Source organism: Streptomyces sp. NRRL WC-3626, from assembly GCF_000718785.1.
GTDB lineage: Bacteria > Actinomycetota > Actinomycetes > Streptomycetales > Streptomycetaceae > Streptomyces > Streptomyces edwardsiae.
Genome location: NZ_JOCA01000003.1, coordinates 189352 through 203881, shown reverse-complemented (window position 1 = coordinate 203881; position 14530 = coordinate 189352). Strand labels below are relative to the sequence as shown.

At 73.1% G+C, this 14530-nt stretch carries 15 protein-coding genes; 7 read left to right on the top strand and 8 right to left on the bottom strand.

From position 1 onward, the window contains the following. Positions 1–35: 35 nt before the first annotated feature. The gene (locus IF28_RS0106585; protein ID WP_037892694.1) at positions 36–965 is read right to left on the bottom strand and encodes an NAD-dependent epimerase/dehydratase family protein; all 930 of its coding nucleotides are present in this window, start codon (positions 963–965) and stop codon (positions 36–38) included. Further along, positions 962–1924, bottom strand: coding sequence for a ScbA/BarX family gamma-butyrolactone biosynthesis protein (locus IF28_RS39780; protein ID WP_158713667.1), 963 nt, complete (start codon positions 1922–1924; stop codon positions 962–964). The genes IF28_RS0106585 and IF28_RS39780 overlap by 4 nt, the downstream gene beginning before the upstream one ends. A gap of 257 nt (positions 1925–2181) precedes the next feature. Here IF28_RS39780 and IF28_RS0106575 point away from each other — a divergent pair, with 257 nt between their 5' ends. The 4 genes from IF28_RS0106575 to IF28_RS0106560 all read left to right on the top strand — a co-directional run bounded on the left by IF28_RS0106575 (position 2182) and on the right by IF28_RS0106560 (position 5790). Continuing rightward, the gene (locus tag IF28_RS0106575) at positions 2182–2847 is read left to right on the top strand and encodes a ScbR family autoregulator-binding transcription factor (protein WP_030215322.1); all 666 of its coding nucleotides are present in this window, start codon (positions 2182–2184) and stop codon (positions 2845–2847) included. A 156-nt stretch (positions 2848–3003) separates the two neighbouring features. After that, complete coding sequence (locus IF28_RS0106570; protein WP_030215320.1) at positions 3004–4437, top strand: DUF2252 domain-containing protein; 1434 nt, start codon at positions 3004–3006, stop codon at positions 4435–4437. 130 nt (positions 4438–4567) lie between these two features. Next, a complete protein-coding gene (locus IF28_RS0106565; protein WP_030215316.1) occupies positions 4568–5407 on the top strand; it encodes a hypothetical protein in 840 nt (279 codons plus the stop codon). Between the two features lie 53 nt (positions 5408–5460). Beyond that, the gene (locus tag IF28_RS0106560; RefSeq protein ID WP_030215313.1) at positions 5461–5790 is read left to right on the top strand and encodes a rhodanese-like domain-containing protein; all 330 of its coding nucleotides are present in this window, start codon (positions 5461–5463) and stop codon (positions 5788–5790) included. A gap of 9 nt (positions 5791–5799) precedes the next feature. On the opposite strand, the gene paaE is transcribed toward IF28_RS0106560, so the two are convergent. The 5 genes from paaE to paaA are packed head-to-tail and all read right to left on the bottom strand — an operon-like array spanning position 5800 to position 9416. Next, the gene (gene paaE / locus IF28_RS0106555; RefSeq protein ID WP_030215310.1) at positions 5800–6858 is read right to left on the bottom strand and encodes a 1,2-phenylacetyl-CoA epoxidase subunit PaaE; all 1059 of its coding nucleotides are present in this window, start codon (positions 6856–6858) and stop codon (positions 5800–5802) included. Beyond that, a complete protein-coding gene (gene paaD, locus IF28_RS0106550; protein ID WP_030215307.1) occupies positions 6858–7400 on the bottom strand; it encodes a 1,2-phenylacetyl-CoA epoxidase subunit PaaD in 543 nt (180 codons plus the stop codon). Before paaD ends, paaE begins: the two co-directional genes overlap by 1 nt. Beyond that, complete coding sequence (gene paaC, locus IF28_RS0106545) at positions 7394–8128, bottom strand: 1,2-phenylacetyl-CoA epoxidase subunit PaaC (RefSeq protein WP_030215304.1); 735 nt, start codon at positions 8126–8128, stop codon at positions 7394–7396. The genes paaD and paaC overlap by 7 nt, the downstream gene beginning before the upstream one ends. After that, on the bottom strand, positions 8125–8412 hold the full coding sequence (paaB, locus tag IF28_RS0106540) for a 1,2-phenylacetyl-CoA epoxidase subunit PaaB (protein ID WP_030215302.1): 288 nt from the start codon (positions 8410–8412) through the stop codon (positions 8125–8127). Before paaB ends, paaC begins: the two co-directional genes overlap by 4 nt. After that, positions 8409–9416, bottom strand: a complete 1008-nt coding sequence (gene paaA, locus IF28_RS0106535) for a 1,2-phenylacetyl-CoA epoxidase subunit PaaA (RefSeq protein ID WP_030215299.1) — start codon at positions 9414–9416, stop codon at positions 8409–8411. The genes paaB and paaA overlap by 4 nt, the downstream gene beginning before the upstream one ends. Before the next feature lie 301 nt (positions 9417–9717). Here paaA and IF28_RS0106530 point away from each other — a divergent pair, with 301 nt between their 5' ends. From IF28_RS0106530 to IF28_RS0106520, 3 genes are read left to right on the top strand one after another with little or no spacing between them, the layout of a single operon-like run. Continuing rightward, positions 9718–10686, top strand: a complete 969-nt coding sequence (locus tag IF28_RS0106530; protein WP_063829309.1) for a DUF5819 family protein — start codon at positions 9718–9720, stop codon at positions 10684–10686. Continuing rightward, positions 10683–11906, top strand: a complete 1224-nt coding sequence (locus IF28_RS0106525) for an HTTM domain-containing protein (protein ID WP_030215291.1) — start codon at positions 10683–10685, stop codon at positions 11904–11906. Before IF28_RS0106530 ends, IF28_RS0106525 begins: the two co-directional genes overlap by 4 nt. Before the next feature lie 10 nt (positions 11907–11916). Next, on the top strand, positions 11917–12708 hold the full coding sequence (locus IF28_RS0106520) for a TrmH family RNA methyltransferase (protein WP_037892766.1): 792 nt from the start codon (positions 11917–11919) through the stop codon (positions 12706–12708). Here IF28_RS0106520 and paaN read toward each other — a convergent pair. Next, positions 12705–14396, bottom strand: coding sequence for a phenylacetic acid degradation protein PaaN (paaN, locus tag IF28_RS0106515; RefSeq protein ID WP_030215285.1), 1692 nt, complete (start codon positions 14394–14396; stop codon positions 12705–12707). The genes IF28_RS0106520 and paaN overlap by 4 nt on opposite strands. Between the last annotated feature and the right edge of the window lie 134 nt (positions 14397–14530).

Here is a 14530-nt window from a genome sequence, read left to right as displayed (position 1 = left end):
TTTATTTGCTGATTGTCGTCACATACGAGTCTTCGTCACATGCGAGTCTTCGTCACATACGACCGGTACCAGGGCGCCGACCGCGCGAACGTCCGCGCGAAACCCTCGCCCGGCGAGCAGTCCAGGTCCTTCCAGAAGCCGTCGTCCGCGAACCAGTGGTCCACGGTCAGCATGCCCAGGTGATGCAGCGCGCGCGGGGAGCCGGCGGCCCGCGCGCGGGCGGTGTCCACGTCGACGGCCGCGCCGCCGCCGGGCCGTTCCACGCGCTCGCACACGGCCGCGAGCAGTTCGGAGGCGGGGACGGGGTCCGGGTGCCCGACGTAGTGGGCGCCGGGCCCGTGGTGCGGGGACAGGGCCGCCGAGACGACCGCCCGGCCCAGTGTGTCGACGTCGATCACCGACTGGAGTGCCGTGCAGCCGGACAGGGTCGCCGACAACTCCCTCAGCAGTCCCACCAGTCCGGGCACCACCCAGCGGTCGCCCTCGCCGTGCACCAGATGCGGGCGCAGCACCAGGCCGCCCGCGTCGAGGACATGCCGTTCGGCCGCCGCGCGGGTGCGGCTGGTGGCGGAGGCGGGCGCGATCGGCGCCTCGCCGGGCCGTACGCCGCGGAAGGGGCCCCGGCCGTGGACGGCGGCGGTGCTCACGTACACGATCCGGCGCACCCCCGCCCTTACGGCCTCTTCCATCAGGGCCTTCGTGCCGAGGTCGTTGACCGCCGTGACCGATTCCGGATCGCCGCCCACGCGGGAGGCGCAGTGGACGAGGACGTCGGCGCCGGAGCAACCGCCGTGCAGCGTGCGGGGGTCGGCGAGATCGCCGGGCACCGTGGTGGAGTCCGCCCGCCCGGCCGGCGCCCGGCGGGACAGTGTGCGGACGCGGACGCCGGGGCGGGCGCGGGCCGCGGTGGCGACCCTGGCACCGATGAAGCCCGTGGCGCCGGTGAGCAGGATGTCGACGGTCACGGCAGGGACCGTACCGGGGTCGTGGGCGCGCAGGTGAGGGTGGCGGCGAAGACGGGCTCGTCGTCCTGCCTGCCCGACACCCGTACCGTCACGCCGTCGTCGCCCTTGTCGAGCACCTCGGCGTCGATCCGGCAGGGGCTGTCCAGTTCGGCGTAGCGGCTGAAGGAGACGGCCAGTTCGGACGGCAGGAAGGGCAGCAGACCCGATGCCGCGGTGGCGGCCTGGCGGGCGGCCTCGAACAGGACCATGCCGGGCACGTGGTCGTTGGGCCGCGGGAAGAGGACCGGGTGCCCGGTGGACGCGCGCAGCAGCCAGGAGCGGGGCCGGTCGGCGGGGGCGAGGACGACGTCCTCCGCGCGGTGACGGCCCACCAGTTCGGGTGACACCGGATCGGGCAGTGGTATTCGGGCCCCCGGCACGGCCGGCCGGCATGCCCGCAGGCGGCGGTAGGCGGCCGGGGAGGTGCAGCCGGTGCTGCCGGTGCCGCGGGCGACGAGGCGTCCCGCGCGGTGGAACTCCATCGTGGTGCGCATGCCGTTCAGGCCGCGGCCCCGGCGGCGGACCTCGGAGCAGACGACGTCGACGGTGACCGGCTCGGCCGTGTCCGCGAGCAGCAGCCGGTCGGGATCGGTGGAGATCTCCAGGTCGCGCATGACGAAGTGGGTGTCGGCGGGGGCGCCGAACTCCGCGTGGGCGAGGGCCATCGACGTCTGACGCAACGTTTCGCCGACGATCATCGGATCCAGGCGGCGGTCGTCGACGGGGCCGAAGAAGGGGTGGTCGGCGGGCCAGTGGGCGCTCACGCGGAAGCGCGCGTCGGAGAGCCGTACCCAGTCGACCGGGAAGACGTCCGCCGTGCGGGGGCGATGGGCCAGTTCCGTCGTGACGCGCGTGCGGTCACCGGGCCGGGAACCGCCGGCGGCGTTTGCGGGCGAGGCCCGCCGTCCGGTCTGATCCATGGGTGCGCTCGAGGAATCCGGCTGCGGCATGAGGAACCCCCGGGATCGAGAATCAGGCTCCGGTCGGTTCGCACTAAGATACGGACGAGTTGGTTTTTTTCCAAGGGTGATCGACACCGCCGGAGACGAGCCCACGCGCCCCGCACGACACGACAACCACCCGGCGGCTTCACGAGGGCTTCACGGAGGCTTCACCGTGACTGCACGGTGCGAACCACGAGATCCATGAGATCCACCCAGATCAGGAGGCACCCCCGATGGCGCGACAGGAGCGCGCGATCCGCACCCGGCGGACCATTCTGGAGGCGGCGGCGGCCGTTTTCGACGAACGCGGCTACACCTCGGCGACCATCGGGGAGATCCTGGAGCGGGCCGGGGTCACCAAGGGCGCGCTGTACTTCCACTTCGCCTCCAAGGAGGAGCTGGCCCTCGGCGTGTTCGAGGAGCAGCTGGCGATCTCCCTGCCGTCCCAGTCCAGCAAGCTGCAGGAACTGGTCGACTCCGGACTGGTGCTGGCGCTGCGGCTGCGGACCGAGCCACTGGTGCGGGCCAGTGTCGGACTGGCCCTCGACCAGGGGGCGCTGGGGCTGGACCGCACTCCGGCGTTCGGCATGTGGATCGACCAGACCACCCGCACGCTAACCGAGGCGAAGGCGGGGGGCGAGCTGCTGCCGCACGTCGACGCCACGGAGACGGCGGAACTGCTGGTCGCGAGCTTCAGCGGGGTGCAGCTCCTGTCGCAGGTGCGCTGCCAGCGGCAGGACCTGGAGCACCGGGTCGTCGTGCTGTTCCACCACCTGCTGCCGGGCGTGGCCGTTCCGGCCGTCCTGGCCCGGCTGGAGATCACGCAGGACCGCGCCGGACGGCTGCTGGCCGAGGGACGGTCGCTGCCGCTGGAGGGCCAGGTCGCGGAGGCCGGGTAGGTCTCGGCGTCCGGGCGTTTCCACAGCGGGGGAGTTGTCCACAGGGTCTGACGCGTTTCGGCCACCGGCTGTACGGTCGGCACGATCGATGTCGAAGCGTGCGTACGGCACGTATGTACGGGGGAGGCGGTCGCCGTGACCGAAGTCGTTGCCCAGGTGTCCAGGGCCGGTGAGCCCGCCGGTGAGCCCGCCGGTGCGGCTCCGGCGCGAGCGCTGCCGCGGGTGCCGGGATTCGCCGGACGGTCCGCCGGGGGCAGCCCCAAGGACGAGGGCAAGGCGCTGCGCGGCGGTGTTCCCCGCGCGGCACACGCCGCCTTCGATCCGGACGGCTCCCGCCCCGACGCCGTGACCGCCGTCGAGGAGTCCAGCCGGGGGCGGCTGCCCGAGCTCACGCCGCTGCGGGTGGGCAGGATGGCGGCCACTCCGTTCGCGTTCCTGCGCGGATCGGCCGGCCTCATGGCGTACGACCTGGCCCGTACACCGGTGACCGGGATCGGCGCGCAGATCTGCGGCGACGCCCACGCGGCCAACTTCGGCCTCTACGGCGACGCGCGCGGCGGACTGGTCATCGACCTGAACGACTTCGACGAGACGGTGCACGGCCCCTGGGAGTGGGACCTCAAGCGGCTCGCCACCTCACTGGTGCTCGCCGGGCGCGAGGCCGGCGCCGACGAGGACACCTGCCGCTCGGCGGCACGCGACACCGCGGGCGCCTACCGCCGCACGATGCGGCTGCTGTCGAAGCTGTCGGCGCAGGACGCGTGGAACGCCATCGCGGACGAGGAACTGGTCTCCCACACCGACGCCCACGACCTGCTGGGCACCCTGGAGCGGGTCTCCGAGAAGGCCCGCGCCAACACCAGCGGCCGGTTCGCGGCCAAGTCCACCGAGCGGACCGAGGACGGCGGACGGCGCTTCGTCGAGGCGCCCCCGGTGCTGCGCCGGATACCCGACGCCGAGGCCGCCGCGGTGGCCGCGTCGCTGGAGGAGTACCTCGGCACGCTCCCGCCGGACCGCCATCCGCTGCTGGCCCGGCACGCGGTGCACGACGTGGCGTTCCGCGTCGTCGGCACCGGCAGTGTGGGCACCCGCTCGTATGTCGTGCTCCTCCTCGACCACCGGGGCGAGCCCCTGGTCCTCCAGGTGAAGGAGGCCCGCCCCTCGGTACTGGTGCCGCATCTGCCGACGGCCGGGTTCGACGTCCCCGAGGCCGGCCACGAGGGCAGGCGGGTGGTGCACGGCCAGAAGCGGATGCAGGTGGTGAGCGACAACCTGCTGGGCTGGACGACGGTCGACGGACGCCCCTTCCAGGTACGCCAGTTCCGCAACCGCAAGGGCAGTGTCGACCCGGCCGCGCTGGCCGCCGACCAGGTCGACGACTACGGCCGGATGACCGGCGCCCTGCTGGCCCGCGCCCACGCGCACAGCGCCGACCCCCGTCTGATCGCCGGCTACTGCGGCAAGAACGACGAGCTGGACGAGGCGGTGGCGGACTTCGCCGTCGCCTACGCCGACCGCACCGAGGCGGACCACACGGACCTCGTCACCGCGGTGCGCGAGGGACGGATCGCGGCGGAGACGGGGGTGTGAGCGGGCGGGCGGCGCGGTTGCGCCGTCCCGGGTCCTGGCCGGCGGATCATGCCGGGGACGCGGGGCCCGGCCGGGGTGTGCGCCGCCGGAGCGGCGCGTGGCGGCCCGGCGGGTGGCCTACGCTGTCCGGGTGACGACCTCGGAGGGTGAGCAGGGTGGCGGCGCCGGCGCGGAGAACGCGCCCGGCGGTGGTGGTGCGGCACGGCCCGAGGAGCGGCTGGAGCAGGCCGTGCGCGCGGCCGAGCAGGCGCTGATCGAGTTCGAGATCGCCGTGGAGACCTTCCGCGTCGAGGTCGAGAACTTCTCCCGGCTGCACGAACAGAAGCTCGGCCCGGTGTACGCCCGTCTCGAGGAACTGGAAGCCCAGATCCTGGAGGCCAAGGCGGCCCGCAGTGACGACCCCGAGGACCGGCGCCGGGCCGACGAGGCGCGCGCCCGGCTGCTGCCCATCCCCGGTGTCGAGGAGCTGCTGAACGGCTGGATGGACGACGGCGGCCTCTTCCCCGAGGCCACCGCCATGCTCACCGACCAGCCGGTCCGGCCCCCGCAGCGGGTGCGGCCCAGCGAGGAGGCCCGCAAGCTCTACCGCGACCTCGCCCGCAAGGCCCATCCGGACCTGGCGCAGGAGGAGGCGGAACGTGCCCGCCGCGAGGAGTTCATCACCCGCGTCAACGCCGCCTACGCCCGAGGCAACGAGGACGAGCTGCGTGAACTCGCCGCGGAATGGGCGGCTGGGCCGGAGCTGAAGCGGGTGCCGAGCGCGAGCGAGGAGCTCTACGTCCGCCTCGAATGGCTCGCCCAGCGCAAGGAACTGCTCACCCTGGTCGCCCGCGAACTGGAGGACGGAGCCATCGGCTCCATGCTCCGCCTCGCCCCGCACGACCCCGACCGGCTGCTCGAGGAGATCGCCGGACAGCTGCGGGCCGAGGTCCTCGAACGCGAGGCCGAGCTCGCGGCGCTGCTGGTCTGAGCCCGGGACCGGTCCCTTCCGGTAGCGTCGGGGGCATGAGTTTTGGAGCTGGGGTGCCCACGGTCCAGGTCGCGGACCTGAAGGACGGCGACTTCCTGCTGGACGTCCGCGAGGACGACGAGTGGAAGGCCGGTCACGCGGCGGGAGCGCTGCACATTCCCATCAGTGAGTTCGTGGCCCGCTACGGCGAGCTGACCGAGGCCGCCCCGCAGGACGGCCGGGTGCATGTGATCTGCCGGTCCGGCGGACGGTCGGCCCAGGTCGCCATGTATCTGGGTCAGCAGGGCGTCGACGCCGTGAACGTGGACGGCGGCATGCAGGTGTGGGAGGCCGCCGGCCGTCCCGTCGTCATCGACGACGGGACCCCGGGGCACGTGCTGTAACGCCCGCCGCTACCGGTCGAAGTCCAGCTCCACCCGCTCCGTGACCGGGTGGGACTGGCAGGCCAGGACATAGCCCGCCTCCGTCTCCTCCGTCTCCAGCGCGAAGTTGCGGTCCATCCGCACCTCGCCCGAGACGAGGAACGCGCGGCAGGTTCCGCACACCCCGCCCTTGCAGGCGTAGGGCGCGTCGGGCCGGTTGCGCAGCACCGTGTCCAGCAGGGACTCGCCGTCCCGCACGGGCCAGCTGCCGCCGCGTCCGTCGAGCCGGGCGGTGACCGTGCTGTGCGCGGGCGCGGGGGCCGTGACGACGGTCTCCGTACCGGCGTCCACATGGAAGATCTCCTGATGGACGCGGGAGCGCGCCACCCCCAGGCCGCGCAGCGCCCGCTCGGCGTCCCCGACCAGGCCGTACGGCCCGCACAGGAACCAGCCGTCGACCCGCTCCACCGGCAGCAGGGCCGGCAGCAGCGCGGTCAGCCGCTCCCGGTCCAGCCGCCCGGACGGCAGCCCCGCCTGCTGCTCCTCACGGGAGAGCACCGTCACCAGCTGAAGCCGGTCGGGGTAGCGGTCCTTCAGATCGGCGACCTCCTCCAGGAACATCGTCGAAGCGGCCGTACGGTCGCTGCGGATCAGACAGAAACTGGCCCGGGGCTCGCGCGCGAGAAGGGTCGAGACGATCGACAGCACCGGTGTGATGCCGCTGCCGCCGACGATCGCCGCGTACCGGCCGGGTGCCGGAGGGAGCGTGAAGCGCCCGGCCGGGGTCATCACCTCCAGCTCGTCGCCGAGGCCGATCTCCTTGTGCGCGTAGGTGGAGAAGGCGCCGCCGTCGACCAGCCGCACACCGACCCGCAGGGTGCTCGGGGCCTCGCCGTCGGGAGCGGGGGAGCAGATGGAGTAGGTGCGCCGGATGTCCTCGCCGTCCGCGACGCGCCGCAGGGCCAGATGCTGACCGGGGACGTACCGGAACTCCTCGCCCAGGTGCGGTGGGACGGTGAGGGTCAGGGCGACGGAGTCGTCGGTGAGCCGGTCGACCGCGGCCACCCGGAGCCGGTGGAAGCGGGCCATCACAACTCCTTGAAGTGGTCGAACGGTTCACGGCAGGCCAGGCAGCGGCGCAGCGCCTTGCACGCGGTGGACGAGAAACGGCTGAGCAGTTCGGTCTCCGCCGAGCCGCAGTGCGGGCAGCGCACGGGGTCCGTGTGGTCGTCCGGCCCCGTCTGCTGGGTGCGGGTCGTCCCGAGCTCCACCGGAACCGGCCCGGAGGGGGACGTCCGTACCCGCGGCGGGGCGATGCCGAACTCCCGCAGTTTGCGGCGCCCTTCGTCGGTGATGTCGTCGGTGGACCAGGCGGGCGCGAGCACCCTGCGCACGGTGACCTCGCGCACCCCGTGCTCGCGCAGCACGCGCTCTATGTCCGTGCTCATCGCCTCGACGGCCGGGCAGCCGGTGTACGTCGGGGTCAGCTCGACCTCGACGGTGCCGGCCCCGCGCGCGTGCACCGCGCGGACGACGCCCAGCTCGCGCAGGGTCAGCACGGGCAGTTCGGGGTCGGGCACCGAACCGGCGAGCTCCAGCAGTTCCGCCTCCAGCGGGGTGGTGGTCACCATGTCGCCCCCGGATGGCTGCGATGCAGATGCTGCATCTCGGCGAGCATCCGGCCGAAGGACTCGGTGTGCAGGCCCTGCCGGCCCGCACCGGCCGTCCACGCCCCGGTGCGCGGGCCGTCGGGCACGGTGACGGTGGCCCGGCGCAGCACCTCCGAGACCCGCTCCAGCCAGGCCGTCTCCAGGCCGGACGGGTCGACGTCCACGCCCTCGACGGGCTGGAACATCTCGCCGGTGTAGCGCCACAGGGCGTCCACGGCCCGCTGCATCCGGGCGTGGCTCTCGTCGGTGCCGTCGCCCAGCCGCAGCGTCCACTGCTCGGCGTGGTCGCGGTGGTAGGCGGTCTCCTTGACGGCCTTGCCGGCCAGCGGCGCGAACGGGCCGTCGCCGGCGGCCAGTTCGCCGTACAGCAGGTGCTGGTAGGCGGAGAAGTACAGCTGGCGGGCGATGGTGTGGGCGAAGTCGCCGTTCGGCTGTTCCACCAGCTGCAGGTTGCGGAAGGCGCGCTCCTCGCGCAGATACGCCAGCTCGTCCTCGTCACCGGCCGCCGACAGCAGCACCCGGGCCTGGCCCAGCAGGTCCAGCGCGATGTTGGCGAGAGCGAGCTCCTCCTCCAGCACGGGGGCGTGCCCGGCCCACTCGCCCAGGCGGTGGGAGAGCACCAGCGCGTCGTCACCGAGGGCGAGCGCGGCCGCCGTGTGGGCGGTGTCCTTGGCGGGGGTCGTCGTCACAGGTGCCGCACCCCCTCGGGGATCTCGTAGAACGTCGGGTGCCGGTAGGGCTTGTCGGCGGCCGGTTCGAAGAACGGGTCCTTCTCGTCGGGCGAGGAGGCGGTGATCGCGGACGACGGGACGACCCAGATGGAGACGCCCTCGCCGCGCCGGGTGTACAGATCGCGGGCGTTGCGCAGGGCGAGCTCCGCGTCCGGGGCGTGCAGGCTGCCGGCGTGGGTGTGGGACAGGCCCCGGCGCGAGCGCACGAAGACCTCCCACAGGGGCCAGTCGGTGTGGGTCATGCGCGTGCCGCTCCCGTCTCGCTGTTCCTGTGCTTGGCGGCGTGGGCCGCCGCGGCCTCCCTGACCCAGGCGCCCTCCTCGTGGGCCCGCCTGCGCCGGGTCAGCCGCTCCTCGTTGCACGGGCCGTTGCCCTTGAGGACGTCCCGGAACTCCGTCCAGTCGATCGCCCCGAAGTCGTGCTGCCCCCGCTCCTCGTTCCACTTCAGGTCCGGGTCGGGGAGGGTGAGACCGAGGGACTCGGCCTGGGGGACGCAGATGTCGACGAAGCGCCGGCGCAGCTCGTCGTTGGAGTGCCGCTTGATCTTCCAGGCCATCGACTGCGCGGAGTGCTGGGACTCGTCGTCGGGCGGGCCGAACATCATCAGCGACGGCCACCACCAGCGGTCCACCGCGTCCTGCGCCATCGCGTGCTGCTCCGGGGTGCCCCTGCTGAGGGCCAGCAGCAGCTCGTAGCCCTGGCGCTGGTGGAAGGACTCCTCCTTGCAGACGCGGACCATCGCGCGCGCGTACGGCCCGTAGGAGCAGCGGCACAGCGGCACCTGGTTGGTGATCGCCGCGCCGTCCACCAGCCAGCCGATGGCGCCGACGTCGGCCCAGGTCAGCGTCGGGTAGTTGAAGATCGAGGAGTACTTCTGGCGGCCGGAGTGCAGCTTGTCGAGCAGTTCGTCGCGGCTGGTGCCGAGCGTCTCGGCGGCGCTGTACAGATACAGGCCGTGCCCGGCCTCGTCCTGCACCTTGGCCATGAGGATCGCCTTGCGGCGCAGCGAGGGCGCGCGGGTGATCCAGTTGGCCTCCGGCTGCATGCCGATGATCTCGGAGTGCGCGTGCTGGGCGATCTGCCGGACGAGCGTGGCCCGGTAGGCGTCCGGCATCCAGTCGCGCGGTTCGATCCGCTCGTCGGCGGCCACGGCCGCGTCGAAGGCGCGCTGGAAGTCCGCGGTGTCGTCGGCCGGTGCGTCGGACGCCCGGCCGCCGGCCGTATCGCGGGCGGCTGCTGTCGCCATGAGGTTCCCCCTCGACCTGGATGCTTCCCGGAGCACGCTCCCGACCGATCGTTCGGTTCGTGCGATTCCATGGTGGGACGGGCGCCGCAAGGTGTCAACCGCTGTGGATAACCTGCGGGGGTCACCTGTGGACAACCGGGATCGGGTCGCGGTGCGGTGACGGCCGGGGAACGGGTCGCCGACTGGACTGTGCCCGGACGGCCGGTGCTGAGTACCGTTCCCTGCGACACGGCGGACTGGCGCCGGTCCCTCGTGGCGGGGCGGAAGCGGTGACGGACCGGGATCGGCGGATCGGGGCGGGATGAACGCGTACGACAAGGGCTCGGACGCCCGGCACGGCCCTGCCGGGCAGGACGTGCCGGACCCGCGCCCCGCCTCACCGGCAAACGCCCCGGCGCCCCCCGTCCGTGAGCCCGGCTCCGCCTCACCGGCAAACGCCCCGGCGCTTCCCGCCCATGAACCCGGCCTCGCGTCACCGGCGGACCTCCCGGCGCCCCGTACCCCTTCCCCCGGTCCCCTGCCGTCGGCCGGCGCTCGGGCACCCGACACCCCTCCGCCCGCCCCCGGGCGCCCCGCCGGGCCGCCGCCCGAGCCGCCCCCCGCCGCCCCGCCCGCCGAGTCCCGTACCGGTGTGGCCGCCCTTTCCCTGCGCTACCAGATCGGGGCCGCGGTGGCGCTCGCGGTCGTCGCGGTCGGGGTCTGTGTGCACCTCGGCATGACGTTCCTGCACGTCGCGCCCCCGAACACGGTCAGCAAGGAGCACAGCGGAACGGTCGAGGACTGGATCTACCCGGAGTTCGAGCAGAACTGGAAACTGTTCGCGCCGAACCCGCTGCAGCAGAACATCGCCGTCCAGGTGCGCGCCGAGGTCCTCACGGCCGGCGGGGACGTCCGGACCACCGGCTGGTACGACCTGTCCGCGCAGGACGGCCGCGCCATCGACGGCAACCTGCTGCCCAGCCACACCCAGCAGAACGCACTGCGCCGCGCGTGGGACCTCTTCCTCGCCACGCACGACGAGAACAACCGGCCGGTGGGCCTGCGCGGAGCGCTGTCCGAGACCTATCTGCGCCGGATCACGGTGCTGCGCCTGGACCGCGCGGACGCGGCCGGCCCGGACGGCTCCGTCGCGCGCGTCCAGATACGCTCACGCACCGCCAACGTGCCCCCGCCCGACTGGAGCACCGAGAAGATCTCCACCACGCCCGTGTACCGCACGCTGCCCTGGTGGTCCGTGCCCGACGACGAGGCGCGCGGAGGCATCGGGTGAACCGCTTCTCGCTGGCGCTGTCCCGGGTGATCGCCCGTGTCACCGACGCGGCGCTCGGCCCCCACCAGACCGCCGTGATCCGCATCGGCTTCAGCCTGACCTGGCTGCTGTTCCTGCTGCGCGAGTACCCCCACCGCCAGGAGCTGTACGGCCCCGACGGCCCCTGGAGCTGGGATCTCGCCGACCAGCTGGTCGCCACGAACAACGCGTTCACCCCGCTGCTCTGGACGGACGGCCAGATCTGGTTCGAGGCCGTCTACGCGCTGGCCGTGCTGGCGAGCCTCCTGCTGCTGCTCGGCTGGCGCACCCGCACCATGTCGGTGCTGTTCATGGTGGGGGTGCTGGCGCTGCAGAACCGCAGCGTCTTCATGGGCGACGGCGGCGACAACGTCCTGCACCTGATGTCGATCTACCTGGTGTTCACCCGCTGCGGCCAGGTCTGGTCCCTGGACGCACGCCGCGCGGCGCGGGCCCGCGCGCGGGGCGAGCGGCCGCGTGACCGGGTCGGACCGCTGCTGTGGAGCGTCCTCGGCCTCGTGCTCGCCGTGGCGACGCTGGCGGGCAGGATGGACGGCGACCGATTCATACCGGCCCTGCTGTGGGCCGTGTGGCTCGGACAGGCCCTGTGGTGGCTGGTCGGGCGCCGCGCGAGGACCGGACAGCCGAGGATCCTGCTGGACGTCGTCGCGAACATCGTGCACAACGGCGCACTGCTTGTGATCATGGCCGAGGCGTGTCTGATCTACGCCACGGCCGGCTGGTACAAGGTCCAGGGCTCCCGCTGGCAGGACGGCACCGCCGTCCACTACCCGCTGCACCTGGAGTACTTCTCCCCCTGGCCGGCCCTCGGGGACCTGCTGGCGGCCAGCGGCACCATGGTGATGCTGGTGACCTACGGCACGGTCGTCATGCAGGTCGCCTTCCCGTTCACGCTGTTCAACCGGCGGGTCAAGAACGTCCTGCTGGCCTTCATGATCATGGAGCACGCGGTCATCGCCGTCGTGCTCGGACTGCCCTTCTTCTCCCTGGCGATGATCGCGGCCGACGCGGTCTTCCTGCCGACGTCGTTCCTGCGCCGCCTGGGGAACCTGGCGCCGCGCGCGCGTGGGCGGCTGCGCCCGCGCCGGGCGGCGCCGGTCCCGCAGCCTCGCTCCCCGGCCGGAGCGGACCCGGTGGAGGCGGCCCCCGCACCGGACGGAGCGCCCGGCCCGCGCACGTAGGCTGCACGCCATGGACGACCCCGCCCGCGGCACCGCACCCGAGACCGCCGCCGACCCCGTGTCCGCCTGGCGCCGGCTGGCCGGCGGCGCCGTCCTGCTCGACGGCTTCCACGCCCTCAAGCACGCCGTGCGCTTCGGGGCCGACGTGAGCATGGCGCTCACCGCCGACCGGGCCGCCACGCTCGCCCTCGCCGACGAGCTGGCCGGGGACGTACGGGACACGCTGGCGGCACTGCTGACCGAGGTGCCCCACGAGACGTACGCGGCGCTCGTGCCGCGGCCGCACCCCACCGCCGTGGCCGCGCTGGCCGTACGCCCCTCCCGCGCGGGCAACCTGGAGCGGCTGGCGCACTCCCCGCGCACCGCCCCCGTGGTGGTCCTCGACCATCCGCGCAACCTCGGCAACGCGGGGGCGGTGATCCGGCTGGCCGCCGGTTTCGGCGCCACCGGGGTCGTCACCACCGGCACCCTCGACCCCTGGCACCCCACCGTCGTACGCGGCGGGGCGGGGCTGCACTTCGCCACCGCCGTGGAACGGCTGACCGCCGGGGAGCTGCCGCCCGGACCGGTCTTCGCGCTCGACCCGGAGGGCGAGGACATCCGCTCGCTGAAGCTGCCGGACGACGCGCTGCTCGCCTTCGGCTCCGAGCGCAGCGGACTGTCGGCGGAGCTCCGCGCGCGGGCCGACCGGCTGGTGGCGCTGCCGATGCGCCCCCAGGTCTCCAGCTACAACCTCGCGACCAGTGTCGCCATGACGCTGTACCACTGGAGTGCCACCGGGGGCGCACCCCGCGCCGTCTAGACCTCCCGGCGCACCTCGATCACGCGGAAGCGGCCCGCCACGAACGCGCCGTCGCACAGGGCCGCGTTGGCCGCCGGGTTGCCGCCGGAGCCGTGGAAGTCGGAGAAGGCGGCCGTCTGGTTGACGTATACCCCGCCGGTGAGGTTCAGGGAGAGCTGGGCGGCCTCCTCCAGGCAGACCTCCCGCACCGTCTCCTCGACCTCCGGGGACGTCGTGTACGCGCCGACCGTCATGGCGCCCTTCTCGCGGATCGTGCGCCGCAGCAGCTCCGCCGCGTCACCGGCCGAGTCGACCGCGACGGCGAAGGAGACCGGGCCGAAGCACTCGCTCATGTAGGCGGCCTCGGCGTCCGGCTTGGCGCCGTCCAGCTTCACGATCACCGGCGTGCGCACCACGGCGCCCGGGAACTCCGGGTTGGTGACCTCGCGGGAGGCGAGGGCGACCTCGCCGAGCCCGGCGGCCGCCTCCAGGCGGGCCTTGACGTCCGGGTTGACGATCGCGCCCAGCAGCGCGTTGGCACGCGCGTCGTCGCCGAGCAGGCCGTCGACCGCCTTCGCCAGGTCGGCGGCGACCTCGTCGAAGGACCTGGGGCCCTGGTCGGTGGTGATGCCGTCGCGAGGGATCAGCAGGTTCTGCGGCGTGGTGCACATCTGGCCGCTGTACAGCGACAGGGAGAACGCCAGGTTGGCGAGCATCCCCTTGTAGTCGTCGGTCGACTCCAGGATCACCGTGTTGACGCCGGCCTTCTCCGTGTACACCTGCGCCTGGCGGGCGTTGGTCTCCAGCCAGTCGCCGAACTCCGTGGAGCCGGTGTAGTCGATGATCCGGATCTCCGGCCGGGTGGCCAGCGTCCTGGCGATGCCCTCACCGGGCCGCTCGGTGGCCAGCGCCACCAGATTCGGGTCGAAGCCCGCCTCGGCGAGCACCTGGCGGGCCACCCGCACGGTCAGCGCGAGCGGCAGCACCGCGCGGGGGTGCGGCTTGACCAGCACCGCGTTGCCCGTGGCGAGGGAGGCGAACAGGCCCGGATAGCCGTTCCACGTCGGGAAGGTGTTGCAGCCGATGACCAGGGCGACGCCGCGCGGGACCGGGACGAACTCCTTGGTGAGCACCAGCGGATCGCGCTTGCCCTGCGGCTTGGTCCACTCCGCGGTGCCGGGCGTGCGGACCTGCTCCGCGTACGCGTACGCCACCGCCTCCATGCCGCGGTCCTGCGCGTGCGGTCCGCCCGCCTGGAACGCCATCATGAACGCCTGGCCCGAGGTGTGCATGACCGCCTGGGCGAACTCCATCGTCCGGTCGCCGATCCGCTTGAGGATCTCCAGACAGACCACCGCGCGGGTCTCCGCGCCCGCGTCCCGCCAGGCCCGCATCCCGGCCCTCATGGCGGGCAGCAGCTCGTCGAGGTCCGCGTGCGGGTAGCTCACGCCCGGCTCGATGCCGTACGGGGAGGTCTCGCCGTCCACCCAGCCGTCCGTACCGGGCTGGCCGAGGTCGAGGCGGGTGCCGTGCAGGGCGTCGAAGGCGGCCTTGCCCGCCGCCATGTCCAGGCTGCCGTTCTCCCCGTAGGCCTTGGGGTGCTCGGGGTGGGGGGACCAGTACGCGCGTGTGCGGATCGCTTCCAGCGCCTGGTCCAGGGTGGGACGGTGGCGGGCGATCAGCTCGTGCGCCGTGAGTTCGGCGGCCATGCGGGACCAACTCCTCGTCTCAGGAACTCTTCGTCGAGCTCATGGACCGGTGCGGAAACGTAGTCAGGAACGGGCGGTCAGGGTTAGAGTAACCGAACGATCGGTCGGGACAAGGGGGTCCGCCGCATCTGTGG

Excerpts from the sequence above, each read along its gene's own strand:
- IF28_RS0106575 (WP_030215322.1), top strand. The coding sequence starts at position 2,182 with ATGGCGCGACAGGAGCGCGCGATCCGCACCCGGCGGACCATTCTGGAG.
- paaN (WP_030215285.1), bottom strand. The coding sequence starts at position 14,396 with ATGGCCGCCGAACTCACGGCGCACGAGCTGATCGCCCGCCACCGTCCC.
- paaE (WP_030215310.1), bottom strand. The coding sequence starts at position 6,858 with ATGGCCCGCTTCCACCGGCTCCGGGTGGCCGCGGTCGACCGGCTCACC.
- paaB (WP_030215302.1), bottom strand. The coding sequence starts at position 8,412 with ATGACCCACACCGACTGGCCCCTGTGGGAGGTCTTCGTGCGCTCGCGC.
- IF28_RS0106530 (WP_063829309.1), top strand. The coding sequence starts at position 9,718 with ATGAACGCGTACGACAAGGGCTCGGACGCCCGGCACGGCCCTGCCGGG.
- IF28_RS0106520 (WP_037892766.1), top strand. The coding sequence starts at position 11,917 with ATGGACGACCCCGCCCGCGGCACCGCACCCGAGACCGCCGCCGACCCC.
- paaD (WP_030215307.1), bottom strand. The coding sequence starts at position 7,400 with ATGGTGACCACCACCCCGCTGGAGGCGGAACTGCTGGAGCTCGCCGGT.
- paaA (WP_030215299.1), bottom strand. The coding sequence starts at position 9,416 with ATGGCGACAGCAGCCGCCCGCGATACGGCCGGCGGCCGGGCGTCCGAC.
- IF28_RS39780 (WP_158713667.1), bottom strand. The coding sequence starts at position 1,924 with ATGGATCAGACCGGACGGCGGGCCTCGCCCGCAAACGCCGCCGGCGGT.